This is a genomic window from Nocardia speluncae NBRC 108251, assembly GCF_001613245.1.
GTDB lineage: Bacteria > Actinomycetota > Actinomycetes > Mycobacteriales > Mycobacteriaceae > Nocardia > Nocardia speluncae.
In genome coordinates this window covers 171,685-190,631 of record NZ_BDBZ01000001.1, presented here as the reverse complement: position 1 = coordinate 190,631, position 18,947 = coordinate 171,685, and the positions used below count along the sequence as shown (strand labels likewise).

Annotated in this window: 20 protein-coding genes; 9 read left to right on the top strand and 11 right to left on the bottom strand. The window is 67.8% G+C overall.

What is annotated here, in order from left to right; all coding sequences use genetic code 11:
- Nucleotides 1-126: 126 nt before the first annotated feature.
- On the top strand, nt 127-1,314 hold the full coding sequence (locus tag NS6_RS00875) for a lipase family protein (protein WP_084470509.1): 1,188 nt from the start codon (nt 127-129) through the stop codon (nt 1,312-1,314).
- 21 nt (nt 1,315-1,335) lie between these two features.
- On the opposite strand, the gene NS6_RS00870 is transcribed toward NS6_RS00875, so the two are convergent.
- Together NS6_RS00870 and NS6_RS00865 are read right to left on the bottom strand one after the other, a co-directional pair.
- Nucleotides 1,336-1,836, bottom strand: coding sequence for a gluconokinase (locus NS6_RS00870; protein WP_068035985.1), 501 nt, complete (start codon nt 1,834-1,836; stop codon nt 1,336-1,338).
- Between the two features lie 47 nt (nt 1,837-1,883).
- Nucleotides 1,884-3,278 (bottom strand): glucose-6-phosphate dehydrogenase, encoded by a 1,395-nt coding sequence (locus NS6_RS00865; protein WP_210746577.1) that lies wholly within the window; start codon nt 3,276-3,278, stop codon nt 1,884-1,886.
- Between the two features lie 441 nt (nt 3,279-3,719).
- Here NS6_RS00865 and NS6_RS00860 point away from each other — a divergent pair, with 441 nt between their 5' ends.
- On the top strand, nt 3,720-4,349 hold the full coding sequence (locus NS6_RS00860) for a hypothetical protein (protein WP_068035271.1): 630 nt from the start codon (nt 3,720-3,722) through the stop codon (nt 4,347-4,349).
- A gap of 291 nt (nt 4,350-4,640) precedes the next feature.
- On the opposite strand, the gene NS6_RS00855 is transcribed toward NS6_RS00860, so the two are convergent.
- Entirely contained in the window at nt 4,641-5,264 is a 624-nt protein-coding gene (locus NS6_RS00855; RefSeq protein ID WP_245669082.1) for a TetR/AcrR family transcriptional regulator, read from the bottom strand.
- A gap of 99 nt (nt 5,265-5,363) precedes the next feature.
- Here NS6_RS00855 and NS6_RS00850 point away from each other — a divergent pair, with 99 nt between their 5' ends.
- Genes NS6_RS00850 through fadD11 form a run of 7 tightly spaced genes read left to right on the top strand, consistent with a single transcriptional unit; the run spans nt 5,364 to nt 12,920 of the window.
- Nucleotides 5,364-6,245, top strand: coding sequence for a metal-dependent hydrolase (locus NS6_RS00850; RefSeq protein ID WP_084470507.1), 882 nt, complete (start codon nt 5,364-5,366; stop codon nt 6,243-6,245).
- Complete coding sequence (locus tag NS6_RS00845) at nt 6,242-7,273, top strand: PDR/VanB family oxidoreductase (RefSeq protein WP_068035265.1); 1,032 nt, start codon at nt 6,242-6,244, stop codon at nt 7,271-7,273. Before NS6_RS00850 ends, NS6_RS00845 begins: the two co-directional genes overlap by 4 nt.
- Nucleotides 7,274-7,295: 22 nt before the next feature.
- Nucleotides 7,296-7,805: an SRPBCC family protein gene (locus NS6_RS00840; RefSeq protein WP_068035263.1), complete on the top strand. Its 510-nt coding sequence runs from the start codon at nt 7,296-7,298 to the stop codon at nt 7,803-7,805.
- A complete protein-coding gene (locus tag NS6_RS00835) occupies nt 7,802-9,280 on the top strand; it encodes a flavin-containing monooxygenase (protein WP_068035262.1) in 1,479 nt (492 codons plus the stop codon). The genes NS6_RS00840 and NS6_RS00835 overlap by 4 nt, the downstream gene beginning before the upstream one ends.
- Nucleotides 9,277-10,149, top strand: a complete 873-nt coding sequence (locus tag NS6_RS00830) for a short-chain dehydrogenase/reductase (RefSeq protein ID WP_068035260.1) — start codon at nt 9,277-9,279, stop codon at nt 10,147-10,149. Before NS6_RS00835 ends, NS6_RS00830 begins: the two co-directional genes overlap by 4 nt.
- Nucleotides 10,146-11,081, top strand: coding sequence for an alpha/beta hydrolase (locus NS6_RS00825; protein ID WP_157112567.1), 936 nt, complete (start codon nt 10,146-10,148; stop codon nt 11,079-11,081). The genes NS6_RS00830 and NS6_RS00825 overlap by 4 nt, the downstream gene beginning before the upstream one ends.
- Nucleotides 11,082-11,096: 15 nt before the next feature.
- On the top strand, nt 11,097-12,920 hold the full coding sequence (fadD11, locus tag NS6_RS00820) for a fatty acid--CoA ligase FadD11 (protein ID WP_068035258.1): 1,824 nt from the start codon (nt 11,097-11,099) through the stop codon (nt 12,918-12,920).
- Nucleotides 12,921-12,966: 46 nt separating this feature from the next.
- On the opposite strand, the gene NS6_RS00815 is transcribed toward fadD11, so the two are convergent.
- From NS6_RS00815 to NS6_RS00780, 8 genes are all read right to left on the bottom strand, one after another.
- Complete coding sequence (locus tag NS6_RS00815) at nt 12,967-13,338, bottom strand: hypothetical protein (RefSeq protein ID WP_068035256.1); 372 nt, start codon at nt 13,336-13,338, stop codon at nt 12,967-12,969.
- 20 nt (nt 13,339-13,358) lie between these two features.
- Nucleotides 13,359-13,772: a roadblock/LC7 domain-containing protein gene (locus NS6_RS00810; protein ID WP_245669081.1), complete on the bottom strand. Its 414-nt coding sequence runs from the start codon at nt 13,770-13,772 to the stop codon at nt 13,359-13,361.
- A gap of 53 nt (nt 13,773-13,825) precedes the next feature.
- Entirely contained in the window at nt 13,826-14,602 is a 777-nt protein-coding gene (locus NS6_RS00805; RefSeq protein WP_068035255.1) for a MarR family transcriptional regulator, read from the bottom strand.
- Nucleotides 14,592-14,999, bottom strand: a complete 408-nt coding sequence (locus NS6_RS00800) for a hypothetical protein (protein WP_068035979.1) — start codon at nt 14,997-14,999, stop codon at nt 14,592-14,594. The genes NS6_RS00805 and NS6_RS00800 overlap by 11 nt, the downstream gene beginning before the upstream one ends.
- A 273-nt stretch (nt 15,000-15,272) precedes the next feature.
- Complete coding sequence (locus tag NS6_RS00795; RefSeq protein ID WP_068035253.1) at nt 15,273-15,890, bottom strand: maleylpyruvate isomerase family mycothiol-dependent enzyme; 618 nt, start codon at nt 15,888-15,890, stop codon at nt 15,273-15,275.
- 20 nt (nt 15,891-15,910) lie between these two features.
- Nucleotides 15,911-17,110, bottom strand: a complete 1,200-nt coding sequence (locus NS6_RS00790; RefSeq protein ID WP_068035251.1) for an RNA polymerase sigma factor — start codon at nt 17,108-17,110, stop codon at nt 15,911-15,913.
- Nucleotides 17,107-17,451, bottom strand: a complete 345-nt coding sequence (locus NS6_RS00785) for a YciI family protein (protein WP_068035247.1) — start codon at nt 17,449-17,451, stop codon at nt 17,107-17,109. The genes NS6_RS00790 and NS6_RS00785 overlap by 4 nt, the downstream gene beginning before the upstream one ends.
- Before the next feature lie 167 nt (nt 17,452-17,618).
- Complete coding sequence (locus tag NS6_RS00780; RefSeq protein WP_068035246.1) at nt 17,619-18,755, bottom strand: NAD(P)-binding domain-containing protein; 1,137 nt, start codon at nt 18,753-18,755, stop codon at nt 17,619-17,621.
- Nucleotides 18,756-18,947: the final 192 nt, after the last annotated feature.

Genomic DNA, 18,947 nt, shown 5'->3' with positions numbered 1-18,947 from the left:
CGCGGCGGCAGTTTCGCGGCGAGGGCAGCCGCCCGTGTATCTCGCCTATCCCTCGGCGACGGGCCGAACGGCACCACGAGTGCCCAGCCCGTCGCAGAGTCGTTTCCTGCTGCCCGAAGGAAGATCGTGTTCAGAGTTTCGACCCGAATCCTGATCCTGTTGCTGACCCTCGCCTCGGTGGGGTTGTTCGGCGTCGAGGCGAGAGCCGAACCGCTGTATCCCCAGCCCGATCCGGACCCCTTCTACACCGAACCCGAGAACCTGGGCGATCTCCAGCCCGGCGACGTCGTCCGGACCCGAACCATCGATACCGGCCCCTATCTGGGCACCGAGGGCCATCAGATCGCCTTCCGGTCCACCAATTCCCGCAATCAGCCCATCATGGGTGTCACCACCGTGCTCATGCCCGTCGGCGTCGACAATCCACCTCTGGTCTCCTATCAGGCGCTGATCAATTCGCTCGGCACCCGCTGCAATCCGTCGCGGTCGCTGTTCAACGGCGAACTCCAGGATGCGGTCGGGGCCATGCTCCCGATCGGCCGCGGCTGGGCTGTCTCCGTACCCGACTACCTCGGGCCCACCGTCGCCTACGCGGCAGGCCGGCTCAGCGGCATGATCACCCTCGACAGTGTCCGCGCCGTACAGCAGGTCGCCGAGCTCGGTCTGGCGGATGCCCCGGTCGCCGTCGCAGGCTATTCCGGGGGCGGGCTCGCCACCGGCTGGGCTGCGGCCCTGCAACCGTCCTATGCACCGGAGCTGAAGATCGATGCTGCCGTGGCCGGCGGGATCCCGGCCGATCTGGAACAGATGGCGCTGGGGCTCGGTTTCGCCCCGCATCCCGGTTTCGGTCTGGCTTTCGCCGCGGCCATGGGTCTGGAACGCGAATACCCGCACCGGCTGCCGATATCGGATCAGCTCAATGAGAACGGCCTGTGGTTCCGTGAGTTCACTCATGACGCCTGCCGACGATTCCTGCTGTTCCACGGGGCGTTCCGCAGTGCGGAACAGATGGCAGCTACGAAGAGCTTGATGGACAGTCCCGAGGCGCGGGAGGTGCTGCACGAGAACAGCCTGCGCTATTTCGACGGTGTCCCGGCGATACCCACCTACCTGTGGCACGGCCGTTTCGACACTCTCACCCCGTACGACGGGGTGGCCGAATACGCCGACCGCGCCTGCCGGGCCGGGGCCCCGGTAAAACTGACCACCTACGATATCGCCGAGCATATGACGGCCGCGGCCGCGGGATTCGCCGACGCCTGGAGTTTCGTCGAGGCCCGCTTCCGCGGTGAGGATGTCCCCATGGGCTGCTGACCGCGCAGGCCGGCGCTCCGATCACCCCTGGTCGCCTGCGCCGGCCTCGTCGAGGCAGGCGATGGCCAGATCGACGGCCTGGCCGGGGCTGCGGGTGCCGTACAGGACCGTGCCGGGTTCTCCCGGTTCGAGCGGTTCCAGTGCGGCGAGCTGGGAATCGAGCAGCGCGGCGGGCATGAAATGCTCGCCGCGCTGCGCTATCCGCTCCAGTAGTTCGTCGCGGTCCGCGGTCAGGAGCAGGAAGAATATTCGCGGCGCGGCGGCCCGCAGGCTGTCGCGGTAGCGCCGTTTCAGTGCCGAACAGGCGACCACTCCCCCATTTCCGTCCACCGCACGATCACGCAACCAGTGACCGACGTTCGCCAGCCACGGTTCGCGGTCGGTGTCGTCGAGCGGGAGGCCCGACCGCATCTTGGCGATATTGGCGCGCGGATGCATATCGTCGGCGTCGGCGAACGGAACGCCCAGGCGCAGGGCGAGCAACCGGGCCGTCGAACTCTTTCCGCTGCCCGAAACGCCCATCACGACTACACACGGCAGCGGCGAACGCGCCGCAGGGTCCACCGGCCTCATCGGTCCCGGTCGATATCGCCGGGTCCACCCGACCCCGCGGCATAGTCCTCCAGTGGCGCGAGGTCGCGCGCCCAGCCCGCGAGCACCGGGGCCACCACCCGCCACGCCTGCTCCGCCTCGTCGGCACGGATCGACAATGCGGGATCGCCGAGCAGGACATTCAGCAGCAGCGTCCCGTAGGCGGGGAGCTCGGGCGGCGCGATCGGTGCCGTCATGGTCAACGGCTCCAGGGTGTCCGCGCTGGTACCGGCGGCGGTGAGGGCCAGCGTCAGGCATTCCGGGTCCAGCCCGAATCGCAGGACATTCGGCCGGGCGGCCCCGTCGCGGCCGAACGGCAGGGAAGGGACAGGCCGGAAGTGGACCGCGACCTCCTTGCGATCCTCGGCCAGTGCCTTACCGGTACGCAGGACGAAGGTAGTGCCCGACCAACGCCAGTTGTCCAGGCTCAGTTCGATTTCGGCGAAGGTTTCCACATCCCGCTCCGGGTCGACGCCCTGCTCGTCGATATAGGACGGGACCTCTCGGGTACCGATCGTGCCCGCGCGATAGCGGCCGCGGCGGGTCCGGTGGGGTATATCGGCTTCCGAGAGCGGCCGCACCGTGCGCAGCACATCCACCTTGCGGTCCCGCAGATCACGCTCGGACAACGAGATCGGTGGTTCCATCGCCACCAGGCACATCAACTGCAGCAGATGGTTCTGCACCATATCCTTGAGCGCCCCCACACTGTCGTAGTAGCCGGCCCGGTCCTCGAGGGTGAGGGTCTCATCCCAGACGATCTCGATCCTGGAGATATGCGCGCTGTTCCAGATCGATTCGAGCACCCGGTTCGCCAGCCGGCTGCCGAGCAGATTCTGCACGGTCGTCATGGCCAGGAAATGGTCTACCCGGAACACCGCCCGTTCGGGCAACAGATCCACGAGCAGGCGGTTGAGATTCTGCGCTGTGGCGAGGTCCTCGCCGAACGGCTTCTCCAGCACGATCCGGCTACCCGCCGGCATCTTCGCAGCATGCAAGGTGCGGATCGCCACGGGGAACAGGTTCGGCGCCAGCGCGAGATACACCACGACGGGCCCAGCACCGGCGACCAGTGCGGCCACTTCGACGGCGTTGCGGATATCGGAACGCCGGTACCGGGCGGTCGCCACCAGCGCCCGCCGCGCCTCGATCGGTATCCCGGCCGCGTGCCGGTCGAGCTGGTCCAGCGCCCATGCCTCGAAGCGCGAGTCGTCCCATTCCTTCAGGTCCACACAGACAAGTTCGAAATCGTCGTCCACGTAGCCGGCGGCGCGCAGCGCGGCCAGCCCGGGCAGCAGATAACGCCCGGCGAGATCACCGGTCCCGCCGAACACCACCAGCCTGGTGATCATCGTGGTTTCCGAGCTGCGCATCCACCTGCCTCCTCTGCACGCTCGCGGTGCCGGAAATCGACAGAAAGCAGCCCCAAACTAACAGCCGGGGCAGGATCGAGTGAACGTCTGTTGCCAAGACGAGACGTGGTTCGACCCGATCCCGATCGCCACCGAGACCACGGAAAATCGGGCACGTCGACGGAGCTCGAACACTCGACCGGATCAGGTGTGCCCGCGCTGCCCCGGGACGCAAAGTTCCCTCGCGAACCCACTGTGAATTCCCCCTCTCCGGATGATCCACCGGCACCGCGTCCGTGGAGGGATTGCCTTCGTAAATCATTGCCGGAAAAGGGCCTCCGCGAGGGTCGGTCGAATGGAAGCACACCCTTCTGCGGAAATCCATTGCACCCCGGCCGAACGAGAACGACTGCACAATGGTTCAATTCTCGCAGCAAGCGCTCGGAGTGCAGGAGGTAGAGGATGGCAGTGCGTTACTCGAAAAGGGAACAGACCAAACTCGTCAATCGGGTGAAAAAACTTATCGCTGAGGGCAAAACGGTCAATGCCGCGTGCACTTCGGTTTCCGAACGTGAAGGTGGCCAGCCCGCCGCCAACACACTCGCGAATTGGATCAAGGCGGCGGGGCTCCCCGAAGCCGAGCCCACCCAGGAGGCGCCCGAAGCCGAGCCCACCCGGGAGAAGGCCACACCGGCCGCACCGAAGAAACGCCGCCGGACCGCCACCCGGAAACCGGCGCCCGCCGCCGTGACCCCGGTGCCGGTTTCCGAGCCGAAAGCTCCGGAACCCGAGCAGAATACGGAACAGGAAACACCCGCCGAACAGTCCGAGATTCCGGTTGCCGCGAGCGTCACGGTTCCAGCGGTCGAGACCACGGCCGAAGCCGGTGCGCAGGCCGAGGCAGTGACGGAATCCCCGACGGCCTCCATTGCCGAACTCGTGCATATCCGCACCGCCGACAGGACCGCGGACACCACGGGCGATCTCGACGATCTCCTCGACGAGAATCTCCGTTTGCGTACCGCATTGAACGAGGCGAATCGCGAAATCCGCGCTATGCGAGATCTTCTCGTCGTCTACGCGAGCCGCTGAACGGTATCGGCCGCACCACACGCGGCCGGTACCGCCGTGGCAGAATGTGCGCCGGCCGGATTCGGCCGGCGCACATTTCTGTCATGGCCTCATCCGTAGCCCACGTCGGCGACGTCGTGTCGCCGCCGTCCGCAGCACCCGGCCGAACGCACGACGGCGCGTGAGCCAAGGCCGGACGAGCAGAATTGTCGGCTGCCCCCATCGCCGTCCACCGCCCCGGAGGCCGGTACCGAGGCCGGTGAATTCACCCGGCCCATTTCGTGCCGCGGCGGCGGAATACCGGCCACGATCTCAGTGGGCGGGATACCCGCGGGTGATCAGCGGCACGATATGCCGGTGGGCGAATTCCGTGAGCCGGGCTTCGGATTCGAGATCGACTGCACCGACCGGCTGCAGAATGAACGAGTGCACGATCCGGGCAGCGATCTCGATACGGGTCGCGAGATCGGGAATATCCGGCAGCCGCAACCGGCGCAGCGCATCACCCACCACGGTGGTGGCCGTGGTGATCGCCATCGCGAAGAATGCGCCGCCCTCGGTGGTGAGCTGCGGCAGCAACCGGCCGGGCTCCACCGCGAGCACCCGGTTGACCATGGGGTGGCTGCGCCATCGGTTGATCACGGTGACGAAGAGGTCGGCGACGACAGCGTCGACCGTCGTGTGCCGCGCGGAAATCCCGTGTAGTTCGTCGAGCAGGACGCGGACCTCCCGTGTGGTGACCGCCCGAACCAGCTCGTCGCGTGAGCCGATGCGCCGGTAGACCGTGCCGCGGTCGACGGCAGCCGCCCGGGCGATATCTCCGATCGTTGTCTTTTTCACGCCGAGTCGTTCGAACTGCCGTCGCGCCGCGTCGAGGATACGTTCTTCGAGATCGTCCGGAAGGGGGTCTTTCGAGGTGGGAGCGGGAGCGGGCACGCCGGACACGCTAGCAGTGCGACCCCGATCGGCAACAATCCGGAGAATTTTGTTGCGTCCACATTGCAAGGGAATATGTTGCATTGTACGGTTCAGGGCATGGCTGATGACAGCGCACCGCCGCGCACCTATCGCGAGGAAGTCCACGCGATCCACGCGCGGGACGTGCACTTCGACTTCTCCGGCGTCCCGATGCACTACATCCCCGGCGAAGTGCTGGCGACCCATGTCACGAATGTGATGCACCTGGTCCTGCCCGAGGGCGAACGCGCCATGGCGGCCTGCTTGGCCGAAGCACTACCGCATATCGACGACGAACGACTCCGCGAGGAGGTCACCGGGTTCATCGGCCAGGAGTCGATGCACGCGGGCAGCCACGAGAGCGCACGTAACCACCTCCAGTCGATCGGTCTGGATGTCGAATCCTACGTCTCCAAGGTCGCCTGGCTCGTCGACCGGATGCTCGGCGACCACGGGCTCACCGGCCGCGCCGAACAGGAGTGGCTCAAGGAACGAATGGGCCTGTTCGCGGGGATGGAGCATTTCACCGCGGTGATCGGCGAATGGCTACTCGAATCGAAGGTGCTCGAGGAACTCGGGATGGACCCGACGATGCTGGACCTGGTGCGCTGGCACGGCGCCGAAGAAGTCGAGCACCGCAGCGTGGTGTTCGACGCCTATATGCACGTCGACGGCGGCTATGCGCGCCGGCTGCGCACCGGCCTGCTGGCCAGCGGGTTGCTGTTGCCGTTGTTCGTGGTGTCCACGGCCTACCTCTACCGCAAGGACCCGAGTCCGGCGAAAGGACGCTTCTGGGGGCAGCAGTTCCTCAGCGCGACAGTGCGCGGAGTCATTCCCAGTTTCACGACTTTCTTCACCGAGATGCCGCGCTATCTGCGGCCGGGCTTCCACCCCTCGCAACTGGGTTCGATGGACAACGCATTGCGCTATCTGGCGCACTCCCCCGCGGCCCGCGGATGAACACCGCCGGACCGGCGCCGTCGCTGAGCCTGCAGGCCCTGGGCGTTGTCTTGGACGTCTACAAGAAGGTGTTCACCACACCCGCACTCTCCCCACCGAACCCGCTGCGGCGCACCGGTTTCGATATCGACGTGCGGGTGGAAGCAGTACACACCGAGGCACAGGGCGTGGTGTCGCTGACCCTGCGGCGACCGAACGGGCAAAGGCTGCCCGCCTGGCGTCCCGGTTCCCATCTGGATGTATTCCTGCCCTCGGGGCGGCAACGCCAGTACTCCCTGTGCGGCGATCCGCGGGACCTCTCCCGATATCGCATTGCCGTGCGCCGGCTGTCCGGTGGTGACGGCGGGTCGATGGAGGCACACACCCTCGTGCCCGGTGACGCACTGCGGGTCCGCGGTCCACGTAATGCGTTCACCTTCGTGGAGACCGCCGCCGCCTACCTGTTCGTCGCCGCCGGTATCGGCATCACCCCGATCCTGCCCATGGTGCATGCGGCGGGTGATCGCGGGCGGCTGGTGTACATGGGCCGTTCCCGCGACACCATGCCTTTCCTGGGCGAACTCCCCGCCGGTAGCGAAATCCGGACCGACGACGAATTCGGCATTCCCGATATCCCGGCGACCCTGGCGGCCGCACCGCCGGGGGCCGCGGTTTACGTGTGCGGCCCGCCGCCCGTTCTCGAAGCCGCCCAGCGCAGCTTCTTCACGCTGAACCCGACCGGTTCGCTGCATACCGAACGGTTCTCGGCGCCACCGATCCCCGACGGGAGGGAATTCGATCTCACCCTCGCAGCCTCCGGCCGGCAGGTGCGAGTGGGTGCCACGGAATCCGCACTCGACGCCATCCGCCGGGTACACCCCGACGCCGTTTTCTCCTGCCGCCAAGGGTTCTGCGGCACCTGCAAGACGAAGGTCCTCGCGGGCGATATCGACCACCGCGACCGCACCCTCACCGACGCCGAGCGCCCCGGCCACATGCTCCCGTGTGTCTCCCGGTCCGCGGGCGGGCCGTTGGTTCTCGATATCTGACAGCGAAAGGCCCACCAGCACAATGTCTCCCAGCTTCCCGCTCGATCCGGCGGACGACACCTTCCTGAACACCGCGGACCGGCGCTATACCCATATCGTCGATATCCCCGCCTCACGGGCGCAGGTCTGGGACACCCTGACCGCCGACGACGCGCTCGTGTCGTGGTCGCCGGTGATCACGTCCGCCCACTGGACCTCGCCGCGCCCGTTCGGCGCCGGCACCACCCGGCAGGTGACCCTCGGGGGCGCACTGCGCCTCGATGAGCGTTTTTACCGCTGGGAGGAGCAGAAACGGATGACCTTCACCCTCGATTCCGCGTCCGTACCGGGGCTGCGCCGTTTCGCCGAGGACCTCACCCTCCTGTCACTGGGCACCGCGACCCGGCTGGTCTGGACCTTCGCGCTCGAAGGCAATCCGCTGCTGCGACCTGTACTGGCCGCGACCAGCCCGGTGAACCGCCTGGTCACCAAATCCATCGCCGAAGGCATCACCGGCCGGGTCCGGCGCGAATCGGTAGGGGCGCGGCGATGAACCCGGCGGATTCCGGCGTGTTGTCCGGCCATCACAGCATCGTCGTACTCGGCGCCGGTTTCGGCGGTATCGGATTGGCAATCGCGCTGCGGCAGGCGGGTTTCGACGATGTAGTGCTATTGGAGCGCGCCCCCGATCTCGGCGGCACCTGGCAGGCCAACACCTATCCGGGTTGCGCCTGCGATGTCCCGTCCCAGCTGTACAGCTATTCCTTCGCCCCGAATCCGGACTGGTCGCGGACCTACGGCCGGCAGCCCGAGATCCTCGGCTACCTGCGCCGCGTCGCCACCGAACACGATGTGGTGCGCAATATCCGCTTGAACACCGAACTGACCGGCGCACGCTGGGACGAGGCGAGCGCCCTGTGGCGGATCGACACGTCCCGCGGATCGCTCACCGCGGACTATTTCCTGTCCGCCGCCGGTATTTTCGCGGAAGCGAAGTACCCGGATCTGCCGGGCCTGGACAGCTTCACGGGTACCACGTTTCATTCTCTGCACTGGGATCACGACCACGATCTGACCGGGGAGCGGGTCGCGGTGATCGGCACCGGGGCGTCCGCGGTGCAGTTCATTCCGGAGATCCAGCCGCGGGTGGCCGCGATGACAGTGTTCCAGCGCTCGGCGCCGTGGATCGTACCGCGGATGGATCGGCCCACCCTCGGTCTGGAACGCCGCCTGCTGCGCCGTCTGCCATTGGCGCAGAAGGCCGTGCGCGGTACCTGGTACGGACTGATCGAGAGTTTCGGGCTGGTCGGCTTCGTCGACAACCGGTTCCGTCACCCCTTCGAGGTACTCGGCCGCCTCCAGTTGCTGCGCCAGATCCGGGATCCGCGGCTGCGCCGCAAGGCCACCCCCGATTACGTCATCGGCTGTAAGCGCGCCATCTTCTCCGATGCCTATCTGCCGGCGCTGGACAAGGGCAACGTGGAGGTGGTCACCGACGGTATCGCGGAGGTGCGTCCGCGGTCGATCGTCACCCGCGAAGGCGACGAGATCGAGGTCGATACGATCATCTACGGCACCGGGTTCACCCCCATCCCGACCGCCTTCGAACGGATCACCGGCCGCGACGGCCGCTCCATCGCCGACCTCTACTACGAGGAACCGCAAACCTACCTGGGGACGGCCATGGCGGGATTCCCGAACTTCTTCTGCACCCTGGGCCCGTTCGGCGCGGCCGGAAACCAGTCCGCCCTCTTCATGCTGGAATCACAGATCGCCTACATCGTCGACGCGCTGAGCACCCTGCGCGACCGCGGCGCCCGCCGGGTGGAGGTGCGCCGGGAAACCCAGGACGCCTTCGTCGGGGAAATGGAACGGCGCAGCGCAGACACGGTGTGGCTGACCGGAGGCTGCCAGACGTACTACACCACTGCCGACGGCCGCAATGCCGGGCTGTACCCGAGCTGGAGTTTCGAATACCGCCGCCGCACCAAACAGTTCGATGCCGAATCGTATGAGGTGAGTTCATGAAGCCGCTACCCGCCCCGCTGGACCGGCTCACCGGGCCCGTATTCGATGTCCGGGGCAAAGTCGTGCTGGTCACGGGCGCAGGACAGGGTATCGGCCGGGAACTCGTGGGTATTCTGCACCGGCGTGGTGCCGTGATCGCGGCGGTCGATATCGACGAGACCGCCGCGCAGCGCGCCGCCGGACAACTGGGTTCACGGGCATACGGCTTCGGAGCCGATGTCACCGACCGGGACCGGATGGAACAGGTGATCGGCGAGGTGGCCGACCGGTTCGGCCGGCTCGATATCGTCGTCGCCAACGCCGGGGTCACACCGGTGCCGGCGACCTTGCGCACCATGGAACCCGGCGATTTCGACCGGGTGCTGAACATCAACCTCACCGGGGTGTTCAATACCGTGCATCCGGCACTCGACGAGATCATCCGCAGCGGCGGGCATGTGGTTGTGGTGTCGTCGTGTGCGGCGTTCGCGCCGGGTATGGGTGGTTCGCCGTACATGATCAGCAAGGCCGCGGTCGAACAGCTCGGCCGGGCGCTGCGGGTGGAACTGGCCGCGTCCGGCGCCACCGCCGGAATCGCCTATTTCGGTCTGGTGGAAACACCGATGACCCACGCCATGCTCGACGCGGACGAGCTCGGCCGCCGGATCAACGATCTGCTGCCGTGGCCGCTGAGCGTGCGGATCACTGCCGAACAAGCCGCACGCACCATCGCCGACGGAATCTCCCGGCGCGCGCCACGCACCATCGCCCCCAGCGGATGGCAGCCCTACGCGCTGCTGCGCGGGGTGATCAACACCGTGCTCGACGGCCGGCTCGCCGCCGATTCTTCGGTGCACGACATCGTGCGCGCGATCGAGAAACGGCGATGACCGCACCACTGGTCCGCGGTTCGTGGCAGGCCCGCACCGTGCGGCAGGTATCGGCGCTCACCGCGCGCCGGCTCGCCGCGGCCGCACCGGTGAACGCCTGCACGCTCCCGCTCGCGCGGATGCTGATCGATCAGGCGTTGCGCACTGTCGCGCCGCCGCTGTCCGGCACCACGGTCGAACAGGTTCGCGACGGCCGGATCACCGGGGAATGGGTGCGTGGACCGCGAACCGGACGAACCGATGCCGCCGTGCTGTATGTGCACGGCGGCGGCTTCGTCGCCGGATCCGCCGCCGGGTATCGCGGGGTGGCCGCGCGGCTGTCCACCGCGACCGGGCTGCCGGTTTTCGCCGTGGACTACCGGCTCGCCCCCGAACACCCGTATCCGGCGGCGCCGCAGGATATCGATCACGCATTCCGGTGGCTGACCGGCCGCGGGCACGCCCCCGGCCGGATCCTCGTCGCGGGAGATTCCGCGGGTGGGTTCCTGGCCGCCGATTTCGTCATCACCCGCGCCCGCACCGGCCTGCCCGCACCCGGCGGAGTGGTGTTGTTCTCGCCCATGGCGGATCTGAGCCTGGAAGTGGCCACCGGATACGAGGGGGCGCGGGCGTGTGGCCTGCTGTCGGCCGGCCTGTCGCGTCGCGCGGTCACCCATTTCACCCCTGACCCCTACCAGTTGCTGCCGGCCCGCGGTCTACAGCTGCCGCCGGCGCTCATCCACGCCGGTGATACCGAATTTTTCGGCGGTGACGCCGTCGCCCTCGCCGAACGGTGGACCGCGACCGGAGCGGTCTGCGACCTACAGGTGTGGCCGGACCAGATCCATGCCTTCCCGGTGCTGCCCCTTCTGATTCCGGAATCGCGGCTCGCCTACCGGTCGGCGGCCCGGTTCGCCGCCGCCGTTCTCACTCCCACCGCAGCCGCGGTCTGATCCGAAAGGCTCCCCGTGAGCACAGTTCGTTTCGACACACTGCCCGCCGCATTCCAGCACGTCGCCGCCGTGGCCCCGGCCGCCGTCGCGCTCCGCACGCCCGGTGATACCCGGACACTGACCTGGGGTGAGTACGCGCAACAGGTCCGCGATTTCGCCGCCGGGCTCGCCGCGGTCGGGGTCCGCCGCGGTGACACGGTGGCGCTGATGATGGGTAACCGTCCGGACTTCTATCCCCTCGAGGTGGCCGCCCAGCACCTCGGCGCGACGTCGTTCTCGGTGTACAACACCCTGCCGCCCGATCAGCTCGGGTACGTTCTCGGCAATGCCGGTGCCCGCGTGGTGATCTGCGAACCACAATATGTTCCGCGGTTACGCGACTGCGGGGTCGCCTTCGAGCAGCTGATCTGTCTCGACGACGCCCCGGCCGGCACTCTGCCGGTGGCCGGGTTGCGCACCGCGGGTGCGGCGAATTTCGATTTCGAATCGGCCTGGCGCGCCGTACGTCCCGGCGATGTGGCGACACTGATCTACACCTCCGGCACCACCGGCGCCCCGAAGGGCGTGGAGACCACCCACGCCAACCTGCTGTTCCAGGTCTACGGGGTCGCGGAGGTGCTGGGTATCGAATTCGGCGACACCATCACCTCGTACATGCCTTCGGCGCATATCGCCGACCGGCTCACCGCGCTGTACGCGAACGAGGTACTCGGCGTCCAGGTGACGTGTGTCCCCGACCCGTCGGGGATCGCGGCAGCGCTGGCCGATCTGCACCCGACCATCTGGGGCGCAGTGCCCCGCGTCTGGGAGAAGATCCGGGCCGCTGTCGAATTCAAAGCCGCCGCGGAGCCCGACGCCGAACGGCGCGCCGCCCTGAAATGGGCGCTGTCGGTGGCCGCCGCCCGCGGCGATTACGCCCTGTCGGGCCGCGAGGTCCCCGCCGATCTGGCCGCCGATTGGCAGCGCGCCGACGAACTGGTCCTGCGGGGACTACGGGCGGCACTCGGCTTCGACCGGATGCGCTGGGCGATGTCGGGTGCCGCGCCGATTCCGCCGGGAACACTGGGGTTCTTCGCCGGGCTCGGAGTGCCGATCACCGAGATCTGGGGGATGTCGGAACTGTCCTGTATCTGCACCGTCAGCCATCCCCGCGATGTCCGGCCGGGTACGGTCGGAACGCTGCTACCGGGTATGGAGGCCCGGACCGCGTCCGACGGTGAACTCCAGATCCGCGGGCCGCTGGTGATGAAGGGGTACCGCGGGCTGCCGGACAAAACCGCGGAGGCGATCGATGCCGACGGCTGGCTGGCCACCGGCGATATCGTGACCGTCGACGCTGACGGCTACTTCACCGTCGTCGACCGCAAGAAAGAAATCATCATCAACGCGTCCGGGAAGAACATGTCACCGACGCATATCGAGAACACCGTCAAGGCAGCCACACCACTTATCGGCGCCATGGCGGTGATCGGCGACGGACGCCCCTACAACACCGCGCTCGTCGTCCTCGACGCCGAAACCACCGGCCCCTACGCCGCGCAGCACGCGCTCCCCGATGCTTCGCCCGCCGCACTCGCCGCCGACCCCACGGTCCTGGCGGCGATCTCGGCCGGTATCGCCGCCGGAAACGCGCGGCTGGCCCGCGTCGAACAGATCAAACGCTTCCTCGTCTTGCCGGTCTTCTGGGAAGCCGGCGGCGACGAGGTGACGCTCACCATGAAACTGAAACGCGCGGCGGTGGCCGAGAAATACGCCGGCCGGATCGCCGATCTCTACCGCACCGAACCACCCGCCGACGTCATCGAACCCTCGGCCCAGGCAGTGCCGGCGGGCCGGTAGAACCCACGTGCCGGATCACGGGAGCGCACCACGACCCGGCGCCGGATCACACCTCGAGGTCTTCTTCGATACCGCGCAGCTTGTGCCGGGCCATGGCCAGATTGGCGCGGCCGCGGTCGAGCGCGAGGTAGAGAAACAAGCCTTTCGACTTCCGGCCGGTCATCGGGCGGATCAGATGATACTGGGAGCTCAGTGTGATCAGGACGTCTTCGATATCCTCCTGCAGGCCGAGCTGTTCGATGGTCCGCAGTTTCGCGCGGACCACCTCGGTGTTACCGGCGGCGGCGATGTGGAGGTCGAGCGCCTTCGAGCTGCCGAGCATCCCCAGCGCCATACCGCTGTTGTAGTCGACGACGGCCGCGCCGACGGCACCCTCGATCGACATCATGTCTTTCAGCGCCAAGTCCATATCGGACACAGGTGTTTCCTTTCGATGGGTTATCCGGGTCTTCCGTTGGTTCGACGGGCTTCGTGGGTGGTGGCGCCCGCCAGATGTTCGGCGATACTCCGCGCCACCGGACGCGATTCGAGATGCAACCGGCCGATGTTCACGGCCGGTTCCGCGAGCACGGTGAGCGATGCCCAGCCCGCCGCATAGATGACGACGTGCCCGCGCGACCCATCCACGACGACTTCCTGGAACCCGCCGCCGTGCGCGACATTCGCCAGCCGATCCGACAACGACAGTTGCGCGGCGGCGAGGGCGGCCATTCCGGTGGGTTCGATATGGCTGGGTAGGTCGTGGGTGACCAGCAGGCCGTCGCTGGAGGCCACCAGCGCCCCGATCAGCCGGGGCACCCGGGCCCGTAGCCGCACGAGCTCCGCATGCACCGCCGGGTCCGGTTCAGGCATAGGCACTTTCGTCGACCTTCCCATCAGATCGCCGAGTAATTTCCTGCGTGCCGTCACGCGAGATCTTCCAGTGCCGAGCGGAGCCGCAGGAGCAGTTCCTGATCCACCGGCTCCCACTCGCCATCGTCGGGAACCGGCACCGCCGGCCGTACCCGCCGGCGCAGAGCCGGCTCCGCGGCGTGCCGCGGTGCGGCCTGCGCACGCCCGTCCTCCGGCGGTTCGATCAATCCCGCCGCGGTGAGGTCGCGGACCGCCTCCAGACAGCCGTACGCAGTGCGCCCGAGGTCGCGGGCGATTACGGTGACAGTGCGGTGGGTGCCCGCTGCGGCAAGCACTTCGGCTTGACCTCCGGTGAGCACGACACGATTTCGGCGTACCCGGCGAACCGGCACCACCGGCGCCAGATCGACCAGCTGCGCGGGCCACGGCCCGGAATGCGGGTCCCCGCGCCGTTCGCATTCGCGCACCAATACCCGCGGCCGGATGCGGCAGACCGGGGCCAGCCAATGCGGCGGCGCGGGCCGGAATTCGGCGGGGACCGGATCGGACAGCAGAAAGTAGGCGGCGTCGAAAACCGAGAGCAGTGCCAAGGTCTCGAACAATGGGCTACCGATCATCGGCCCGGGGTCACCCACGGCGGCGCTCTGCCAATCGTCGGCACCGGTCACCCCGGCTTCCGCGGCCAGCCGATCCAGCCCGGTGGTGCGGGCGCATTCAGCGGAGGCTATGGCGCCGTCCGTCAGATGGAAAACCCCGTCGCCCGTGTGCAGCACGCCGGTGCTTCCCTCGTCTTCCAGGCGCTGTAGCTCATCCGCGAGCTCAATTCCCATAACCGCCCTCGGCCGGCTCCACCCCACGACCGGCCGGGGCGGGTTCCGCCTCGTGACCGTCCCCGGCCAGGTCCGCGAGGATGTCGCGTAACCGGAATCGGGCCATCGCGAGGTTGCCCGAATCCTCGTCGAACAGCGCATGGACGAACAGGCGGCCCTCGAAATCGCCGCGGACCAGGTCGATCAGATGGTATCCCCCGTCGCCGCAGACGATGATCTCGGTGATATCTTCCGCGCCAGTCGCCAGCGCGGGGCAGTCGAGTACGGCGCGCACGACATCGGTGGTGGTGGCCGCGTCCTCATGCTGGTCGACCAGCTCATGGCGCCCGGCCCCGGCCACTGCCAGCCCGCTCGCCCCGTCGACCAAGGTCACACTGCGCGCCCCCGGGATGTCCATGATTCGTTCCAGACATCCATCGATACCGATCACTGCACCTCTATCTTGTTCACATATGTTTCAGATTTCAGAAACACTACACAGAATTGCGAACTATGCTGTGCAAACGCAGTCATGCGTCCCGAGTGCGCCATCGCGGGCCGGTCTCGGGCGGCGACGGGGCAGCCCAAGCGCCACGAAAAGTAGCGCTCAACGGCCCGAGACACTGCCGAATCGAGAATTTCGACTGCTGCCGGGCGGATCGAACCTCACGTGCGGAAATGTCCGCATCGGTCAGTCGCCGATTCGAGCCGCCAGGATCGGCACGCCCGGACCGGCGAGTTCACCGGTGATACCGTGCCGCCCGGCCATCGCCATGAGAAGCGATTCGGCCGGTCCGGAAATCTCGGCGCCGCGGCCGTGGCACCAATCGAGATCGGTTGCCGACAAACGCAGCCCGCGAATCCGCCGGTACGCGCCGAGCCGAGGGTTACCGGGTGTCCGCTCCAGCACATAACGCAACCGGTCCTCGGGAACGGTGCGCGGCAGACCGAGCGGCCGCCGGATGTCCTGATGGTGGATCAGGCCGTCGACCAGCGCGATCATCCCACCGAAGCCGGCGGTCAGTCCCCGCGGCTGCCGATGGCGGACAAAGAACTCCAGTAGTTCGCCGATGCTGTACCCACGGAACTCGTCGACGCCCACCTCATTGGCATGCACGAAACGGCCTTTGACGAACCGCCCGGCCAAACCTCGCGCATCCAGGTGGTCGTAGCTCACCATATGCGCGACCACATCGCGTACGCGCCAGCCCGCACACAGAGTCGGCGCCTCCCATCGGCGCGGTGCCAGGGTCGCCAGCAGGGCGGCGATATCGTCCCGTTCGGCGCGCGCCGCAGACATGACATCCATCGCAATCCTCCTTCCGTCTGTCACGCGTGATTTCGGTGCAGGCGCTGTTCCAGCAAGGCCTGTTCGGCCGGATTCCGGGTGAGTTCCAGCGCCTGCCGGTCGGCCGCCACGGCTTCGTCCTCGCGACCGAGTTCGCGCAGCAACTCGGCCCTGGTGGCGTGCAGCAAGTGGTACCCCGCGAGTTGTCCGGCGAGCTCGTCCACGGTCGCCAATGCCGCTTCCGGACCCTCCAGCTGGGCACGAGCTATCGCCTGGTGCAACAGGATCACCGGCGAGGGCGCCATCGCCGACAACAGCTCGTAGAGGACCACGATCTGCGGCCAGTCCGTGGCGGCCCAGTCCGGCGCCTCGGCATGGCAGGCCACGATCGCCGCCTGCACCTGGTACGGACCCGGCCGTCGTAGCCGACCGGCGGCGAGAAGCAGGTCGATCGCCCGTCCGATGGCGGCGTGATCCCAGCGGCTGCGGTCCTGGTCGCGCAGCAGCACGATACGGTCCGCGCCGTCGAAGCGCGCCGCGGCGCGCGCGCGATGCAGTCCGATGAGCGCCAGCAAACCCATCACCTCCGGTTCGCCGGGCAGCAACCGGTCGAGCAAAGCTGCCAGCCATTCGGCATCGGCGGCCAGACCGGGGTCGCCGGCGGCTTCGGTTGCCAGGTATCCCTCGTTGAACAGTAGGTAGATGACTGCCAGTACCTCGGTGAGGCGTTCGGCGAGCTCGGCGTCCGAGGGAGTGCGGAAGGCGATACCGGCCTGCGCTATCTTGCGCTTGGCACGTGTGATCCGCTGGGCGACAGCGCTTTCCGACACCACGAACGCCCTCGCCAGTTGGCGGGTGTCCAGTCCGCACACCATCCGCAGGGTCAGCGCCACCTGGGCTTCGCGCGCAAGCGCAGGATGGCAGCAGATGAACATCAGCCGCAACCGGTCGTCGGCCTCTGCCCGCACCGGCCACCGCAACTGCCGTAGTTTGTCGCGATAGTTGGCTTCCCGGCGCAGGATGTCGAGGCCGCGGCGGCGCGCGACGGTGAACAACCATGCCTGCGGGTCATCCGGGACACCGTCGACCGGCCAGGTGCGCAACGCCTTCTCGACCGCGTCGGACACCAGGTCCTCGGCGGCCGCGAAATCACCGAGCAAGGTGACCAGCGAAGCAGCCAGCCGGCTGCCGTGCTCGCGCAGCACTGCGGCGAGGACCCGGCCGGGGTCGGCGCCGGTCACATCAGAACCGGCCGTATCTCCACCAGAGGGCAGCCCGGCCAGGTCCGGGCCATACCCAGCGCTTCGTCCAGGTCGGCGACCTCCACCTCCACATACCCGCTGACGATCTCCTTGCCCTCGACGAACGGACCGTCGGTGACGAGGGGCCCGCCGGTCGCATCCAGCCGGACGGTGGTCGCGGTATCGCCGCCACTGAGTTTCCGGTTGTGCAGGATCTTGTCACCGTACTCCGCCAGCCATGCCTGGACCCGAGCGAATCCCTGCTCACGCGCGGTATCGTCCATGGCCTCCCAGTGTGTCTCCCACTGCTCGGTCTCGCAGAACATCAGCACGTATTTCATGCTCGAACACCTCCTTCACCCATTAGACGATCGGCACGACCCGAAATCCGACAGGCCGCAGGATTCCGCGCGGCCGGACGGCCGGGCGCTCTCCGTGCCACGGCCCTAGCGGCCGTGGTGGCGGACGCGCTGCGATCCCGACGGAATTCCGGCCGCGGATCCCGCTGTCACCTGCGGGCAGGAACGTTCCCGAGGCCGAGTTGTCCGGTGAGTTCGACAGCCGCCGAACGACCGGCCCGGTTCGCGCCGATGGTGCTGGCGGATGGGCCGTAGCCGATCAAATGGATCCGCGGGTCCGCCGCGACCCGGGTGGCCGAGCGGCCGGTCATAGCGATTCCGCCGCCGGGGCCCCGCAGTGCGAGCGGGGCCAGATGGTCGAGGGCGCTGCGGAACCCGGTGGCCCACAGGATCACCTGCGCCGGTTGGAAAGTCCCATCGGACCAGCGCACACCATCCGGCTCGATGTGCTCGAACATCGGCAGCCGGTGCAGGACGCCGCGGTCCCGCGTGGCGCGCAGGCGTTCGGTCATCGGTAGCCCGGTCACCGAGACCACCGAACCCGGTGGCAGCCCGCGGCGCACCCGGTCTTCGACCATGGCCACGGCACGGCGGCCCGCGTCCTGGCCGAACGGGGTTTCGCGGAAGACCGGTACGGAACGTGTCACCCAGGTGGTGGTGGTGACCCGGGAGATCTCGTCGAGCAACTGGACTGCGGAGATACCACCCCCGACGACCACGACGTGCTGCCCGGCGAACTCCTCGGGTTCGCGATAGTCACGAGTGTGCAGCTGGCGGCCGGCGAAGACTTCCGCACCGCGATAGTGCGGTATGAACGGGCGCTCCCAGGTGCCGGTGCCGTTGATCAGGCCCCGGACGCGCAGGGTGCCGGCATTATCGGTTTCGGCGTGCAGCAGGCCGTCGCGTTCACTGCGATCGCAGACCACGCGGACGGTGACCGGCCGGTGTACGCGCAGCCCGAAATGTTGCTCGTAGCGCCGGTAGTAGTACGGGACGGCTGTCGCGGCCGGTACGTCGGCGGTGACGGTGGCGCCGGGCGGCAGGTTCGCCGCGAACGACATCCCCGGTAGATCATGCACGCCGTTGACAGTGCTCAGGGTGAGCGACGGCCAGCGGAACTGCCAGGCACCGCCGGGGCCCGGCGCGTGGTCCACGATGAGGAAATCGCGGCCGGGGACCAGGCCGCGCCGCTGCAAGTGGTAACCGGCCGACAAACCGGACTGACCGGCCCCGATCACGAGGATCTGGAAATCCGGCCCGGCCGGGCCCGCTGCGTCGGTCACCATGACCACCGATGCTAGCCCGGACCGGTGAGGCCGCTATCTGCGTTCAGCGCGGCGCGCTCCCCCATACGGCAGAGACGGAATACCGGCGACGCGGCCCTTGTCGACGGCGAGCGGGCGGCCCGGAGGCCGCGGCCGCGCCCGACGCGTTCTATACGCGGCCGGGACAACTTCCGGCCACACCGGGCTCCGTCG